The organism is Streptomyces sp. NPDC044003, from assembly GCF_056435185.1.
In genome coordinates this window covers 334377-349077 of the sequence record NZ_JBWKFA010000006.1, presented here as the reverse complement: position 1 = coordinate 349077, position 14701 = coordinate 334377, and the positions used below count along the sequence as shown (strand labels likewise).

Genomic DNA, 14701 nt, shown 5'->3' with positions numbered 1-14701 from the left:
CTGTCGTCATACATCTAGCAGCCTCCGCCCCTCGAAGGCACGGCCGAGGGTCACCTCGTCGGCGTACTCCAGGTCGCCGCCGACCGGGAGGCCGCTCGCGAGCCGGGTCACCTTCAGCCCCATGGGCTTGATCATCCGCGCCAGGTACGTCGCGGTGGCCTCGCCCTCCAGGTTCGGGTCGGTCGCGAGGATCAGTTCGGTGACGGTGCCGTCCGCGAGCCGCGCGAGCAGTTCGCGGATGCGCAGGTCGTCCGGGCCGACGCCCTCGATCGGGCTGATCGCGCCGCCGAGGACGTGGTACCGCCCCCGGAACTCGCGGGTCCGCTCGATCGCGACGACGTCCTTGGGCTCCTCGACCACGCAGATGACGGTCAGGTCGCGGCGCGGGTCGCGGCAGATGTTGCACTGCTCCTGCTGTGCCACGTTCCCGCAGACCGCGCAGAACCTGACCTTCTCCTTGACCTCCAGGAGCGCCTGCGCGAGACGGCGGACGTCCGTGGGCTCCGCCTGGAGGACGTGGAAGGCGATCCGCTGCGCGCTCTTGGGACCGACGCCGGGCAGCCTGCCCAGTTCGTCGATGAGGTCCTGAACCACGCCTTCGTACACGCCGGCGCCCTTCTCGGGAGTGCTTGATTCTTACGGTAGTGGCTGGAAGCGAGCGTTAGAAGGGCTTCAGAAGCCCAGGCCCGGCATCCCGCCCATGCCCTGCGCCAGCGGACCGAGCTTGGCCTGCTGGAGCTGCTGCGCGTTGTCGTTGGCGGCCTGGACGGCCGCGACGATCAGGTCGGCGAGGGTCTCGGTGTCCTCCGGGTCGACGGCCTTCGGGTCGATCACCAGGCCGCGGAGCTCGCCGGAGCCGGTGACCGTCGCCTTGACGAGGCCGCCGCCGGCCTGGCCGTCGACCTCGGTCGCGGCGAGCTCCGCCTGCGCCCGGGCGAGGTCCTGCTGCATCTTCTGCGCCTGCTGGAGGAGCTGCTGCATGTTGGGCTGGCCACCACCGGGGATCACGGTCACTCACTCCTGCTGCTCGGAACGTCCTGGTCTTCGGAACGTCGGTATGCCGAGCCTACGTGCTCCTCGACCGGGGTGCCGACGCAACTCTTTCGAGTGAGAAACTGCGTGCTCCTCTACCTGATCAACACCCTCTTGTGGGCGGAAATCCCGGGATTCCGGGCCCATCGCCCACCATTCGGCGGTAGGAAGGGCAGGCACCACGTGCACCGCACGTCACAGAAGGACATGAGCGCTGAGCTGAACAGAGGAGTCCCCCGGTGAGCCAGCAGCCGGAGATGCAGCCACCGGGACCCCCCGGGGGAGACGTCACCCGCGATCTGACCGGTACGCCGTTCCCCCTGGGTGACTGGGGCGAGCCGGCCGAACGGCTCGACGAGCTGTACCGCTGGGTCGAGACGAACGCCCTGCGCACCGCCGAGTGGTACCTCTCCGACCGCGTCTGGAAGCGCCGCGCCGCCCGGATCCTGCGGATCGGCACGGCCCTCGGGGTGATCGCGGGCGCCGCGCTCCCGCTGCTCGACCTGACCGGGGTCGCCGAGGGCACCGCGGGCTGGGGCTATCTGTCGCTGCTGCTCGGCGCCGCCTGCATGGCGTGCGACCGGTACTTCGGGCTCACGTCCGGCTGGATAAGGGACGTGGCGACCGCCCAGGCCGTGCAGCGCCGCCTCCAGGCGCTCCAGTTCGACTGGGCATCGGAGAGCGTCCGGGAGGTGCTCGGCCCCACGGAGGGCACGGCCAGCGAGGCCGCCGAGCGCTGTCTCGGGGTGCTGCGCCGCTTCTCGGAGGACGTGACGGAGCTGGTACGGGCGGAGACCGCGGACTGGATGGTCGAGTTCCGCTCGGGGCCGGCACCGCTGGCGCTCCAGTCGGTCGGCGTGGTCCCGGCCAGGGCGGAGAGCTCCCACCCCTCCGGGCGCTTCCCGCTGCCGCCGGGCACCCGGCCGAACATGCCGCGCCAGCGGCCCCCGGAGGCCCGCTAGGGGGTGTTGCGAGAGTCCCGGGTGCTGTGCGGGACTTTCGCAACACCCCCTGGGGCGGTCCGGGGGCCGAGAGGCTCAGCTCAGGATGATCATCGAGCCCTGGGCGAGGCTCCTGGTCGCCGCCGCGTGCAGCCCCAGCCACACGTGCCGCTCCCGGGCGAAGGGATGGTCCTCGGACGGCACGGCCGCGGCCGGCTCCTCCAGGGTGGTGGGCCGGTCCGGCGGCTCCGGGGCCGCCGGCGGGTTCGCCGGGTCGATGCCGATCGCGGGCGCCACGAACTCCAGCTCCCGCAGCAGCCCGTACGAGGAGCCGAGCGGCCCCCCGCCTTCGAGGAGCTCGTCGCTGGCGAGGGGCACCGGGAACTCCACCGGCACGTACGCGCCCGCGTGGTCGTAGTGCCAGACCAGGTGGGACTGCTGGGCCGTCGCCTCGAACATCTCCAGGAGCTGCTCGTAGTCCCCGCCGAGCTCGCCGACCGGCTCGACCGGCAGCCCGCACATCTGGAGCAGGTAGGCCCGGCGCAGGAAGTGCAGGGCCTCGTAGTCGAATCCGGCGACCGGGGCGACGTCGCCGGAGAGCCCCGGCATGTACGCGTAGACGGGCACCGTCGGCAGGCCCGAGGCGCTCAGCACGGCGTCGTAGGCGGCTATCTCTTCGGCGAAGGGGTTGTCGGGGCTGTGGCACAGCACGTCGACGAGGGGGACCAGCCACAGGTCACAGGCCAAGGGAGGCTCGCTCTCCGTCAGTTGCAGGGACGGCCAGGGTAGTCGGCCGGGCCGACGACGCCCACCCGCTGACCACCTGCCCCCGGAGCCCCTGCCTCAACCCGACCGGGCAGCCTCACCGCGCGCGCCGCTCCAGGCGGTCGGCCCATTCGAGCGAGTGCGTGTTGTAGTCCCGTACGACCTGGACGGCGGCCTCCGCGTCGCCGCGGGTGATCGCGTCGACCAGGTCCACGTGTCCGCTCCACAGCCAGCCGAGGACGTCCCGCTCGGAGCGCAGGTAGGGCACGGAGAAGACCCAGGCCTGGACGCGGAGCCGGTGGAGGAAGTCGGCGATGTAGTCGTTGGCGGAGACCAGCCGCCCCAGCTCGCGCCAGTAGCGGATGTCGTAGCCGATGAGGATGTCCAGGTCGCCGGCGCGGGCGGCACGGGCGGCGGCCTCGCCGCGGCGCCGTACGGAGACGAGCGCGACGCCGATGTGGTGGTCGGGCTCCGGCGGGGTCGTCCCGGGCGCGTGGCGGCGGAAGATGCCGTCGACGACGAGCATCCGGGCCTCGACCATGCCCCGGTAGTCGGCGATCGAGTACTGGTGGACGCGGAAGCCACGGTGCTGGTCGGAGTCGAGGAGGCCCTGCGCGCAGAGGTCGACGAGGGCTTCGCGGACGGGCGTCGCGGAGACGCCGTACTGCTCGGCGATCTGCTTGACGGTGAATTCCTCGCCCGGCTGGAGACGCCCTGCGAGCACTTCGTCACGGAGCGCGTCCGCGATCTGCTGTCGCAAGGTGTTGCGAGTGACAGCTCCGCTCGCGGGCATGGGTCAGGCCCCCTCCGTCCGGTTCCGGACACCCTAGTCCAGACGGAAGGGGCCTCTCCGTTCCGCGGTCAGACGGTGTGTTCGTCGGCCACCGAGAGGGCCGCGTCCAGGGCCGCCAGACCCTCCTTGGCCTCCGCCTCGGAGACGTTGCAGGCGGGAACGGCGTGGGTGCGGTTCATGTTGATGAAGGGCCACAGGCCCTGCTTCTTCGCCGCGGCGCCGAAGGCGGCCATCGGCGCGTTGGCCTCGCCGGCCGCGTTGTACGGGACGAGCGGCTCGCGGGTCTCCTTGTTCTTGACCAGGTCGAGCGCCCAGAAGACGCCCATGCCGCGGACCTCGCCGACGGACGGGTGGCGCTCGGCGAGCTCGCGCAGACCGGGGCCGAGGACGTTCTCGCCGATGTGGGCGGCGTGCTCGACGACCTTCTCGTCGGCCATCACGTTGATGGTGGCGACGGCTGCGGCACAGGCCAGCGGGTGACCGGAGTAGGTCAGGCCGCCGGGGAAGGGCCGCTTGTCGAAGGTGGCGGCGATCTCGGCGCTGATGGCGACGCCGCCGAGCGGCACGTAGCCGGAGTTCACGCCCTTGGCGAAGGTCATCAGGTCGGGCACGACGTCGAAGTGCTCGGCGGCGAACCACTTGCCGGTGCGGCCGAAGCCGGCCATGACCTCGTCCAGGATGAAGACGATGCCGTACTTGTCGCAGATCTCGCGGACGCCGGCGAGGTAGCCGGGCGGCGGGGTCATGATGCCGGCGGTGCCGGGCACGGTCTCCAGGATGATCGCGGCGATCGTCGCCGGACCCTCGAAGGCGATCGTGTCCTCCAGGTGCTGGAGGGCCCGTGCGCTCTCCTCCGCCTCGGTGGTGGCGTAGAAGGGCGAGCGGTAGAGGAACGGCGCCCAGAAGCGCACGACGCCCGCGGAGCCGGTGTCGGAGGCCCAGCGGCGCGGGTCGCCGGTCAGGTTGATCGCGGTGGAGGTCGCGCCGTGGTACGAGCGGAAGGCCGAGAGCACCTTGTGGCGGCCCGTGTGCAGACGGGCCATCCGGACGGCGTTCTCGACGGCCTCGGCGCCGCCGTTGGTGAAGAAGATCTTGTCCAGGTCGCCCGGGGTGCGCTCGGCGATGAGGCGTGCGGCCTCGGAGCGGACGTCCACGGCGAAGGCGGGCGCGAAGGTCGCGAGCTTCCCGGCCTGCTCCTGGATGGCGGCGACGACCTTGGGGTGCTGGTAGCCGATGTTCGTGTAGACGAGGCCGCTGGTGAAGTCGAGGTAGCGGTTGCCGTCGTAGTCCCAGAAGTACGAACCCTCCGCGCCGGCCACGGCGAGCGGGTCGATCAGGCCCTGGGCGGACCAGGAGTGGAACACGTGCGCGCGGTCGGCGGCCTTGACGGCCGCGCCGGCCTGGGGATCGGGTTCGACATGAGGGGTCATGGGACCGAGGGTAAGGAACCGCAGGTGGGACGGGCCATGGCCATCTTGTCCACCGAGACCGTGGTGGACCCGACACCTTGCTGGGCCCTCCCGGACGACTCCGGCGCACCTATGCTGCGCGGCATGTACACGCCCGGTCGTAGCGCCGCCACCACGTTCACCGGCTGGGGGATGGTCCTCAGTGCCGGGGCCGCCCTCTACGTGTCCCTCGCGGGGGTCTCCCCGTACCCGCCGCTCCTCGCGCCGCTGGCGCTCGCCGGCCTCTCCGTCCTCTTCGCCGCCGCCTGGGCCGTCGCCTCGCACAAGGCCGCCTCCCGCTCCCGGGACCCGCTGGCCAAGCCGTCCCGCGGGACCCGCCGGTCGAACCATCTCCTGCGGTACGTGTTCGGCTTCGGCATCCCCTTCGCCACCGCCGCCGCCTTCCTGACGGCCTTCACCACCAGCAGCGACTACGGCCGCGAGACCGAGCGCCTGGAGGCCGCCGGGTACGACGAGTACAAGGTCGGCGTCGTCCGCCTGGCCGGGAAGCCCGAGTTCCACGAGGGCGACGAGGACCACGACCCGTACTACCTCACCGACCTCGTCCTGCGAATCCCGTACGAGTCCGGGCCGCGCGAGGTCACCGTCCGCGGTCTGTACACGCGCGAGGACCGGCCCGTGCCCGGCCGCACCAAGGTCGGGGTGTACTTCGCGCCCCGCGACCCGGAGGTGCCCGTCGTCGAGAACGGCACCCGCGACGGGCGGTCGTACGCCGTCATCGTCTTCGCGATCTGGGGCGGCCCGTGGGTCCTGGTCGCGGGCGGGATCCTGACGGGCTCCATCGACGTCGACGACCTGCACTGGCTGCGCCGCTTCGAGGCGGACGTCCACCTGCCCGCGTTCGGCATCCTCCTGACGGGCCTGGTCCTGCTGCTGCCGATGGCCCTGGAGTTCGAGGTGGCGGGCTACGACCGCGTCCCCGCCTTCCTCGCCGCCCTGACCCCGGCCCTGGCCTTCACCTGGCTGGTCAAGCGGGGCTGAACGGTTCAGCGCGCGACGATCCGGTCGAGGACCTCGGCCAGACGGGTCTTGACCGCCTCGCGGTGGTGCAGGGGTTCCGGGGCCGCGCCCTGGGCCGCCGGCCGTACGCCGCGGTCCGCCAGGACGTACAGCAGGCGGAGCGTGCGTAGGCAGTTGGAGAGCTGCGCGGGCACCGGCGTGACGATCCGGTCCGCGCCGAACTCGGCGTCGATCGCGTCCAGCCATCCCGTCGCGTCCCGCTCGCTCATGTCGGTGCGCGTGAGGACGCGGGCGATCGCCCGCGCGAGCCGGTCGTCCTCCAGCTGGTCCAGGACGTGACCGGTCGGCGCCGTCAGCCGCGCCGCCGCGAGGTCCAGCATCCGCACCGGGTCCACCTCGGTGTGACGCCCGAATCGGTCGAGCAGGTCCGCGCCGTGCGCGACCGCGTGCAGCCAGCCGAGCTTCTCGTCGTACCCGCGCAGGTCCTCCTCCGCCGGGTACCAGCGCGCGAACGCGTCCACCCACTCCGCCCTGAAGTCCCCCTTCGCCACCAGCATGTCGAGCACGAGCGGCGCGAAGGTGCGGGCCTGGATCTCCGGATCCCTGAACCGGTCGGCCATCTCGTCCCCGAGAGCCGACCGCCGTGTCCCGTCGATCACCCCGCGTTCGATCCACGTGGAGAGGACGGAGTACGGCGCCCCGTCGCGAATCAGCGGATCGGGATCCGCAAGGGCGCGGGAGAGCTCCTCGACGAGTTCCCCCAGGTCACGGCCGGCAGGTACGGCGTAGTCGGCGGCTTCGATGCTGGTCCAGTCGGTCACCGTGCGCACGGTAATCGGACACCGTGACCTCACGCCGGGCATTTTTCACCGATCGGCGAGCAGTTCCGCGACCGCGCTCCGCAGGAGCAGCGGGTGGACGAAGCGGTCCGGGCACGTCGGCGGGAAACGCCACGCCAGGGGCCAGGTCCTCCCCGTGAGAGCCGGGACCGGTACGTAACTCACGTGGGCCGGGCCCGCGTTGAAGCGGGTCACCCCGCGCGGCCAGGACTTGTGCGCCGTGGTGCCGGGCGGCACGAGGAAGTACACCCCTCGCCGACCGTTCGCCTCGATGACGACGGGACCGGGGTCTCCCCCCGTCAGCGCCTCCATCCAGTCGGCCAGCCGGCGCCCTTCGTCACCGTCCACTCGAACGGCGTCGAATTGTACGCCCGCCTTACGGAGTTGGAATCCGGAAACAGGAATCCAATCCACATTCACTTCCCGATTCTCTGCATTCACAGGACCATGTTCCCGCGTCGGCGCTAGCGTTTTCCACGACTGCGGCGGGCGCGTCGGCAACCCCTTGACCTGCGCCAACACGCCCCTCGCGCAGTCGAATTCGGCGGGGAGCAGTTGAGACCGGTTGAGATCGGTTGAGTCCGAATGGGGAGCGCGAATGGCGCGAGCGGAGAACAAGGAAACAGTCGGACCTGCGGCCAGGATGGCGGCCGCAGTGGCAAAGAGATTGCGGCAGAAGAAGGGCTGGACGCAGGAGTACGAGGGCGCCCAGATGGGCTTCACGGGAGCGGCGATCAGCGCCATGGAACGCCTCATCCACCCGGTGAGCGACGACATGCTCGTCCAGCTCGAACGCGTCCTGGGCGGCGGCACGGGCATCTTCGAGGAGATGCGGGAGCTCGTACGACTGGAGAAGCTGCCGGAGCAGTTCCGCGGGTACGCGCCGATCGAGCAGAAGGCGGTGGCGTTGTGCCTGTACGCGAACCACGTGGTGCACGGGCTGTTCCAGACGGAGGCGTACGCGCGCGCGTTGATCACGGGAAGCTACCCGGAGCCGACAACGGAGCGGGCCGAGGAGCTGGTCGTCGGCCGGATGGGACGGAAGGCGCTTTTCGATCGGAAGCTGGTGTGCGAGATCGAGCTGGTGCTCGATGAATCGGTGCTACGGCGTGTGATCGGCGACGAGGAGGTCATGCGGGAGCAGTTGGCGTACTTGGCGGAGTGCGCCCGGAGGAGCAACGTGAACCTCCAGGTGCTGCCGATGGACGCCGGCCTGGGAGGCAAGTACGCGGGCGACCGAGGCGACCTGAACGTCGTGGAGACTCCGGAGCACGACCAGGTGACCTACCTTGAGATCCAGGGAGAGAGCCTGCTGATCACCGACCGGACGAAGGTCAGTACCCACCGGCAGCGATATGCGAAGATCCGGGCACAGGCCCTGGATCCGCGCAGGTCGCTGGGCGTCATCGAGGAGTTGGCGGGAGTACGGAGATGAACGAGACCCTGCACTGGTTCAAGTCCAGCTACAGCGACGGCGGTGGCGGCAACTGCGTCGAGGTGGCCACTTGCCCTCACGCCGTCCACCTCCGCGACTCCAAGGTGCAGGACGGCCCCACGTTCGCCGTGGAGCCGTCCTCCTGGACCGCGTTCGTCGCCTGGCAGGGCTGAGGACCGCTAGCAGTACAGGTTCGCCCCCGCGGGCACACCCAGGATCTGGGTGAACTGCTGGTACTTGGTGACCCGGCTCTGGACCTGGGCCGGGTTGCCGCCGTTGCACTCCAGGCTGCCGTTGATCGAGCGGATCGTCTCGCCGAAGCCGGCGCCGTTCACCATCGCGTTGTGGGCGGTCATCGTGCCGGGGCCGTTCTGGGTGTTCCAGTACCAGAGGCCCGTCTGCATCGCGACGGCCGGATCCTGCTCGACCCGCCACGGGTTGTTCAGCAGGTCGATGCCGAGGGCGTCACCGGCGGCCTTGTAGTTGAAGTTCCAGGACAGCTGGATCGGGCCCCGGCCGTAGTACGCGGCCTGGCCGGCCGGGCAGCCGTAGGGCTGGGTCGTGTCGCAGTAGTGGGGGTAGTTGGCCGTGTTCTGCTCGACGATGTAGTAGAGCCCGCCCGTCTCGTGGGAGACGTTCGCGAGGAACGCCGCCGCCTCCTGCTTCTTCACCGTGTCGCTGCCGGTGGTGGCGAAGCCGGGGTACGACTTGAGGGCGGCGGCGAGACCGGCGTACGTGTAGAAGGGGTTCCGGTTCGGGAACATCTGGTTGAACTGGGCCTCGGAGACCACGAATCCGGAGGGGTTCGGGTCCGTGCCGCCTCCGCCGGTGCCGCAGGTGCCCTCGTCGCGCCAGACGTCCGAGGAGCCGGGGCGCTCGTTCTGGGTCCACCACTTGGCGTACCAGTTGTGGCCGTTGTACGAGGCGGTCATGCCGCCCGTGTAGACGCTGGAGGAGTTCCAGGCGGCCACGCAGGCGGGGGCGGCGCCCGCCGAGGCGGTGGGGAGAAGGACCGCGAGGCCGACGGCCGTACAGAGCGCGGCCATCAGGGTGACCAACTTACGCAGCATGGTGCGTACTTCCTTCCGGGTGGGGTCCGGGTGGGGAAGCCACAGCGAAGCGTGATTGGTCTGAACCTGTCAAGGTCTAGACCAGAAAACGACCCCACGGCATCGTGGGGTCGTTCTCGGCCTTACGCGGTCACCGGCCTTACGCGGCCAGCTGCACCGCCAGTTCCTTGGCGAGGGACTCGGCCGCCGCGAGGGACTCGGTACGGGAGGACTCGAAGAGCGGGACGAGCTCGGCCATCGCCGGGACGTACGGGGCCAGCGTCAGCTCGGGGGTGATGAAGCTGACGTCCAGGCCGAACATGTCACCGAGCGCCAGCCGCAGGTAGCTCTCGACGTAGTCGTTGCCGTACTGCGGCGTGCCCTCGCGGTAGGAGCCGCCACGGCTGGTGACGACGACGGCCCGCTTGCCGGCGAGCGAGGGGTTCTCGGTGATCGAGGTGCGGCCCACGAGGAAGACGTGATCGAGCCACGCCTTCAGGGTGGAGGGGATCGTGTAGTTGTACATCGGCGCGCCGAGCAGGATCACGTCCGCCCGCTCGGCCTCCTCGATCAGTTCCGCACGCAGGGCGAAGGCGGGGTCGGTGCCGCCCGCGTAGTAGGCGGCGGCCTCCAGGTGCGGGACCGGTTCCGCCGCGAGGTCGCGGTAGATCACCGTCCCCTCGGGGTGCTCCGCCTCCCAGGCCTTGCGGAAGGCGGCGGTGACGGCGCGGGAGTGGGAGTTCTCGCCGTTGAAGGAGGTGTCGATGTGCAGCAGCGTGGCCATGGGGATCGTCTCCTGGGAGTCACAGGGGCTGGTGAGAGAGATCTTTCTTCCTCAACCAAAGTTGAGGTCCAGCCACCGCCCCTGTGACCCGGATCACCCTCAGATCATCAGGATGATCCGGCCCGGCCTGTGTCCCGCCTCCGCCCTGCGGTGCGCCTCCGCGACCTCCTCCAGGGGCATGACGTCGGCCACCCGGGTGATCAGCTCCCGGTCCGCCACCTTCTGCAGGCTCTCCGCGAGCCGGGGGGCGTCCGGCACGGCCCGTACGGTCTCGACGCGGATGTCCCGCTCGGCGGCCGGCACCCGGTCGGGAGCCAGCGCGGCGAACACACCGCCGTCCTTGACCACCGGGAGCAGCTCGGCGCCGACGAGGGCCCCGTCGAAGACCGCGTCCACCCCGTCCGGGTCGCCCGCGCGCACCTTCGCGACCAGGTCCGCCGGGATGCCGCGCGGGACGACGTGGTCCGCGCCGATGACCCGCAGTTCGGGCTCGTCACCCTCGTGGGCGACGGCCACCACCCGCAGTCCGGCGGCATGGGCGTACTGGACCGCCAGACGGCCCACCACCGCGCTCGCACCGGTCACAAGAAGTGTCGCTCCCGCCGGGAGACCAATCCGTTCGAGGCCCTGCTGGGCGGTGGCCGAGGCCAGCGGCAGGGAGGCGGCCACCGTGAACTCCACGTCGTCCGGGATCGGGGCCAGCCACTCCGGGTCGGCCCAGATGATCTCGGCGTACGTGCCGTCGCCCGTCAGCATCTCGAACCAGGGCACGAAGCCGGCCACCCGCGTGCCGACCGCCATCCCGGGCGCGGGATCGAGCAGCTTGCCCGCGAAGTCCGTCCCCAGGACGAACGGGGGCCTGAGATCGCCGACCGCGTCGGCGTACCGGCCCGCGCGGATCCGCAGGTCGGCCTGGTTCACTCCGGCCGCCTTCAGGGCCACCCGTACCTTGCCCGGGACGGCCCCGGCCTCCGGCTTCGGCCGGCGGGCCATTCGGAGGACCTCGGGTCCGCCGTAGGCGGTCACTTCGACGACGCGCATGGGGTACTCCTCAGACGGAAGGCCCCCTCGTCGCCATTACACCCACGCTCCACACCGCCCAGCAACCTCTGTCCGCCCACCCGGGGAGGTGTCTGAACGAACGGCGAAGTCCAGGTGGCGGCCCGCTACACCGCCCCCGCCCTCGTACAGGCGTGCGTACCGTCCCGGCCATGGAGTGGATAACCGCAGAGAACGTGATCGCCGTGGGAACGGCCCTCGTCGGTGTCCTGGTCACGCTCGCCGTCGTCTGGATCGACCGGTTCTCGCCCCAGCGCAAGCGGCTCGGCTACCGCGTGCAGCTCAACACCCCGCTCCACCGGGAGGAGAACCAGGACAGCGAGGTCACGACGGTGCGGGAGGGCCAGGTCGTGGGGATGGCCGCGCCCGCCAACGGCTCCACGCTCGTCCTCCTCCGCATCGAGAACGACCGCGAGCTCGACATCAGCTCCGAGGACTACGGCGCCTCCGCCGACCCCCACGGGCTGAAGATCACCTTCGGCGAGCGGACCGTCCAGGGCGTCGTCGCCACCATCCCCTCCGCCTGGGACTCCGTACGGGAGGACCTGGAGCGCTCCCCCAAGCTCGGCCGCGACGGCAGCGCCGTCCTCGTCCCCAAGGTGGCCCTCGAACGCGGCCAGTACTTCAAGCTGCTCGTCCAGCTCTCCGGCGGTGTCGCCGACCGGGACATCAAGATCGACGGAAGCCTCCAGGGCGGCTCGATCCGGCGCAACCGGAGCATCACCCCCGACGAGAAACCCGCCAGGTTCAGCCCGACCTCCCGGACCGTCACCGTCGTCCTCACCGCCTGCGTCATGGCCCTCGCCACGATCATCGTCCGCGAGCAGACCCCGCCGCCCATCGGCTGCGCCCGTGGCACCCTCACCGTCACCGGCTCGACGGCCTTCGCGCCCGCCCTGCGGGAGGCGGCGAAGCGGTACGAGGAGGACTGCGAGGGCTCCACGGTCACCGTCGACGTGCACGGCTCCACCGCCGGCATCCGGGAGCTGGCCGCGGCCGGACCGAAGAAGGCCGCCGTCATCGCCCTCTCCGACGGGCGCAAGCCCGGCGGCTTCCCCGAGCTGCGGGAGAACAGGGTCGCCGTCTCCCTCTTCACTCTCGTCGTGAACGACGGGACACCCGTCGACGACCTCACCCTCGACCAGATCCGGCGCGTCTACCGGGGCGAGATCCGCAACTGGGGCGAGCTCGTCCCCGGCCTCGACCGGCCCGTCCTCCTCGTCAGCCGCGACGCCAACTCCGGGACCCGGCAGGTCTTCCAGCGCCGGGTCCTCGAACGCAACGAGCCCGCCAACTCCTCCCAGGACTGCCAGACCTCCGACGACCCCGAGTCGAAGGTCATCCGCTGCGAACTCGACTCCACCGAGCAGGTCCTCACCACGGTCGCCAGACTCCCCGGCGCCCTCGGCTACGCCGAACTCCGCGCGACCGACGGGCAGAAGGGCCTGCACCGGGTGGCCGTCGACGGGCGACGGCCCGTCGTGGACGAGATCGGCGCGTCCCCCTACCCCTACCGGGAGATCGAGTACGCCTACACCTGGGGCGTTCCCGCGGCCGACTCCCTGACATCCAGCTTCCTCACCTACCTCCGGTCGGGGCGCGGCCAGGACGTCATCAGCGCGCACGGGCACCTGCCCTGCGCGACCCCGAAGGGGCTTCCGGTGTGCGGAGAGGGCTGATCGCCGATCTCCTCGTCTGGCATGCTCTGGCGACGTGGAGTCATTGAACGCGGAAGATCCGGTCAGCGTCGGCCCGTTCCGTCTGATCGGCCGCCTCGGGGTCGGCGGGATGGGCCGGGTGTTCCTGGCGCGCTCGGCCGGCGGGCGGACCGTCGCGGTCAAGGTGGTGCACGCGGAACTGGCCGCCCAGGACGAGTTCCGGCGCCGGTTCGCCCGCGAGGTCGCCGCCCTCGAACGGGTCGGCGGCACCGGCACCGCGCCCGTCCTCGGCTCCGACACCACCGCCGACTCCCCGTGGGTCGCCATCGGCTACGTACCGGGTCCCTCGCTGCGGACCGTCGTCGGCGACGAGTTCGGGCCGCTGCCGCCCGCGACCGTACGGGCCCTCGCCTCCGGGCTCGCCCGCGCCCTCGACCACATCCACGGCGCCGGGCTCGTCCACCGCGACCTCAAGCCGTCCAACGTGCTGCTGACCGTCGACGGGCCGCGGATCATCGACTTCGGCATCGCCCGCGCCGTCGACCACGTCTCCGACGGCGGCAACCTGACCACCACCGGGGCCGTCGTCGGCTCCCCCGGCTTCATGTCGCCCGAACAGGTCCGCGGCGACCAGGTCTCCCCCGCGTCGGACGTCTTCTGCCTCGGGTCCGTGCTCGCGTACGCGGCGACCGGCCGCGCCCCCTTCGGCACGGCGGACAGCGGCGTCCACGCCACGATGTTCCGCATCGCGCACGACGAGCCCGACCTGACGGACCTCCCGCCCGAGCTCTCCGGACTCATCCGCGCCTGCCTCGCCAAGGACCCGGCGGCCCGGCCCACGGCGACCGAGATCGTCGAGACGCTCCCGGTCGCCGACCCCTGGCTCCCGGCGGACGTCCTGGCCCGCCTCGGCCGGCACGCGGCGCAGCTCCTGGAGGCGGAGGGTGCGGCTCTCGCCGAGCACACTCCCCCGCCGCCCACCGGCGCGGCCCGGACCGCCGACACCGAGCCCGCCACACCCGCCGCGCCCAGGCGCCGGGGCCGTACCGCTCTGCTCGCCGCCGTCACGGCCCTCGTCGTCGCGGCGGCCGGCACCGTCGCGTACACCTACTGGCCCGGCGGCAGCAGTGCCACCGCGGGCGGCAACGGAAAGGGCACTAGCACCCGCCCCGCCGGGATCGTCCCCGCCGCCTTCCTCGGCGCCTGGGAGGGCGTCCTCCAGGGCTCGGCCGAGTCCCCCCGGGAGACCGCACGGATCGAGATCACCCAGGGCGCCGCGGGCTCCAAGAGCGGCATCTACGTCCAGGTCGCCGAGAACCGGCTGTGCATGGGCCGCTCCCGGCTGGTCTCGGCCGACGAGGACAAGGTCGTCTACGGCGACTCCGTCGTGACCACGAGCGTCCCCGCCCAGGGCTGCGCCCCCGCCGCCCGGCAGACCCTCACCCTGCGCTCCCCCGAGGTCCTGGAATGGACCTCGGGCACCCTGAAGGCCACCTTCCGCAAGGCCCGGAGCGGACCGGCGGTCGTCCCCGCCCGCTTCCTCGGCCACTGGTCGCGCATCCCCGCGCCGGAGATGTACGGCGCCGACGACAGCCGCTACACCTCGGAAGTGACGATCACCCAGGGCCCGGTCGGCGCACCCGTGATCAGCGTCATCGACGGCTACCCCCGCACCATCGACGGCGTGAACACCTCCGAGGACTGGTCCTGCGGCACCACGGCCGTCCTCGGCGGCGCCGGGGACCTGCTCGTCCTCGGCCCCAGCATGCGGGACACGACCGCCTGGGACCGCGAATGCCAGGAGGGCCTCTCCCGCTTCCTGGTCGTCGACAAGCTGAACGGCAAGGACCGGCTCCTCGCCTACCCGATGCTCGACGGCGAACCGAACGAGTACTACCGGTCCTGAGGCTCCTTGTG

16 protein-coding genes are annotated in these 14701 nt (G+C 71.3%); 6 read left to right on the top strand and 10 right to left on the bottom strand.

Annotation, left to right across the window (positions count from 1 at the left end; translation table 11 throughout):
- Positions 1–6: 6 nt before the first annotated feature.
- A complete protein-coding gene (recR, locus tag AC07AW_RS25055) occupies positions 7–606 on the bottom strand; it encodes a recombination mediator RecR (RefSeq protein WP_132915978.1) in 600 nt (199 codons plus the stop codon).
- Between the two features lie 66 nt (positions 607–672).
- Positions 673–1008, bottom strand: a complete 336-nt coding sequence (locus tag AC07AW_RS25050) for a YbaB/EbfC family nucleoid-associated protein (protein ID WP_086825272.1) — start codon at positions 1006–1008, stop codon at positions 673–675.
- 281 nt (positions 1009–1289) lie between these two features.
- Here AC07AW_RS25050 and AC07AW_RS25045 point away from each other — a divergent pair, with 281 nt between their 5' ends.
- A complete protein-coding gene (locus tag AC07AW_RS25045; RefSeq protein WP_478817862.1) occupies positions 1290–1994 on the top strand; it encodes an SLATT domain-containing protein in 705 nt (234 codons plus the stop codon).
- A 75-nt stretch (positions 1995–2069) separates the two neighbouring features.
- Here AC07AW_RS25045 and AC07AW_RS25040 read toward each other — a convergent pair whose 3' ends face one another.
- The 3 genes from AC07AW_RS25040 to AC07AW_RS25030 all read right to left on the bottom strand — a co-directional run bounded on the left by AC07AW_RS25040 (position 2070) and on the right by AC07AW_RS25030 (position 4961).
- Entirely contained in the window at positions 2070–2720 is a 651-nt protein-coding gene (locus AC07AW_RS25040) for a hypothetical protein (RefSeq protein ID WP_478817677.1), read from the bottom strand.
- Between the two features lie 115 nt (positions 2721–2835).
- On the bottom strand, positions 2836–3531 hold the full coding sequence (locus AC07AW_RS25035) for a GntR family transcriptional regulator (RefSeq protein WP_478817676.1): 696 nt from the start codon (positions 3529–3531) through the stop codon (positions 2836–2838).
- A gap of 68 nt (positions 3532–3599) precedes the next feature.
- Positions 3600–4961: an aminotransferase class III-fold pyridoxal phosphate-dependent enzyme gene (locus tag AC07AW_RS25030; protein WP_478817675.1), complete on the bottom strand. Its 1362-nt coding sequence runs from the start codon at positions 4959–4961 to the stop codon at positions 3600–3602.
- A gap of 36 nt (positions 4962–4997) precedes the next feature.
- Here AC07AW_RS25030 and AC07AW_RS25025 point away from each other — a divergent pair, with 36 nt between their 5' ends.
- Positions 4998–5981, top strand: coding sequence for a hypothetical protein (locus tag AC07AW_RS25025; RefSeq protein ID WP_478817674.1), 984 nt, complete (start codon positions 4998–5000; stop codon positions 5979–5981).
- A 5-nt stretch (positions 5982–5986) separates the two neighbouring features.
- Here the strand turns inward: AC07AW_RS25025 and AC07AW_RS25020 are convergent, their stop codons facing one another.
- Both AC07AW_RS25020 and AC07AW_RS25015 read right to left on the bottom strand, forming a co-directional pair.
- The gene (locus AC07AW_RS25020) at positions 5987–6781 is read right to left on the bottom strand and encodes a DUF2785 domain-containing protein (protein ID WP_478817673.1); all 795 of its coding nucleotides are present in this window, start codon (positions 6779–6781) and stop codon (positions 5987–5989) included.
- 45 nt (positions 6782–6826) lie between these two features.
- A complete protein-coding gene (locus tag AC07AW_RS25015) occupies positions 6827–7240 on the bottom strand; it encodes a hypothetical protein (RefSeq protein ID WP_478817672.1) in 414 nt (137 codons plus the stop codon).
- A gap of 157 nt (positions 7241–7397) precedes the next feature.
- On the opposite strand from AC07AW_RS25015, the gene AC07AW_RS25010 reads away from it, so the two are divergent.
- On the top strand, positions 7398–8234 hold the full coding sequence (locus tag AC07AW_RS25010) for a helix-turn-helix domain-containing protein (RefSeq protein ID WP_478817671.1): 837 nt from the start codon (positions 7398–7400) through the stop codon (positions 8232–8234).
- Positions 8231–8407, top strand: a complete 177-nt coding sequence (locus AC07AW_RS25005; RefSeq protein ID WP_478817670.1) for a DUF397 domain-containing protein — start codon at positions 8231–8233, stop codon at positions 8405–8407. The genes AC07AW_RS25010 and AC07AW_RS25005 overlap by 4 nt, the downstream gene beginning before the upstream one ends.
- A 6-nt stretch (positions 8408–8413) precedes the next feature.
- On the opposite strand, the gene AC07AW_RS25000 is transcribed toward AC07AW_RS25005, so the two are convergent.
- The 3 genes from AC07AW_RS25000 to AC07AW_RS24990 form a co-directional block, all read right to left on the bottom strand.
- Complete coding sequence (locus AC07AW_RS25000) at positions 8414–9304, bottom strand: glycoside hydrolase family 19 protein (protein ID WP_478817669.1); 891 nt, start codon at positions 9302–9304, stop codon at positions 8414–8416.
- Between the two features lie 139 nt (positions 9305–9443).
- Positions 9444–10067: an FMN-dependent NADH-azoreductase gene (locus AC07AW_RS24995; RefSeq protein ID WP_478817668.1), complete on the bottom strand. Its 624-nt coding sequence runs from the start codon at positions 10065–10067 to the stop codon at positions 9444–9446.
- Between the two features lie 99 nt (positions 10068–10166).
- Positions 10167–11108, bottom strand: coding sequence for an NADP-dependent oxidoreductase (locus tag AC07AW_RS24990; protein ID WP_478817667.1), 942 nt, complete (start codon positions 11106–11108; stop codon positions 10167–10169).
- Between the two features lie 170 nt (positions 11109–11278).
- On the opposite strand from AC07AW_RS24990, the gene AC07AW_RS24985 reads away from it, so the two are divergent.
- A complete protein-coding gene (locus AC07AW_RS24985; RefSeq protein ID WP_478817666.1) occupies positions 11279–12805 on the top strand; it encodes a substrate-binding domain-containing protein in 1527 nt (508 codons plus the stop codon).
- A gap of 34 nt (positions 12806–12839) precedes the next feature.
- Positions 12840–14690, top strand: coding sequence for a serine/threonine-protein kinase (locus tag AC07AW_RS24980; RefSeq protein WP_478817665.1), 1851 nt, complete (start codon positions 12840–12842; stop codon positions 14688–14690).
- Positions 14691–14701 lie beyond the last annotated feature (11 nt).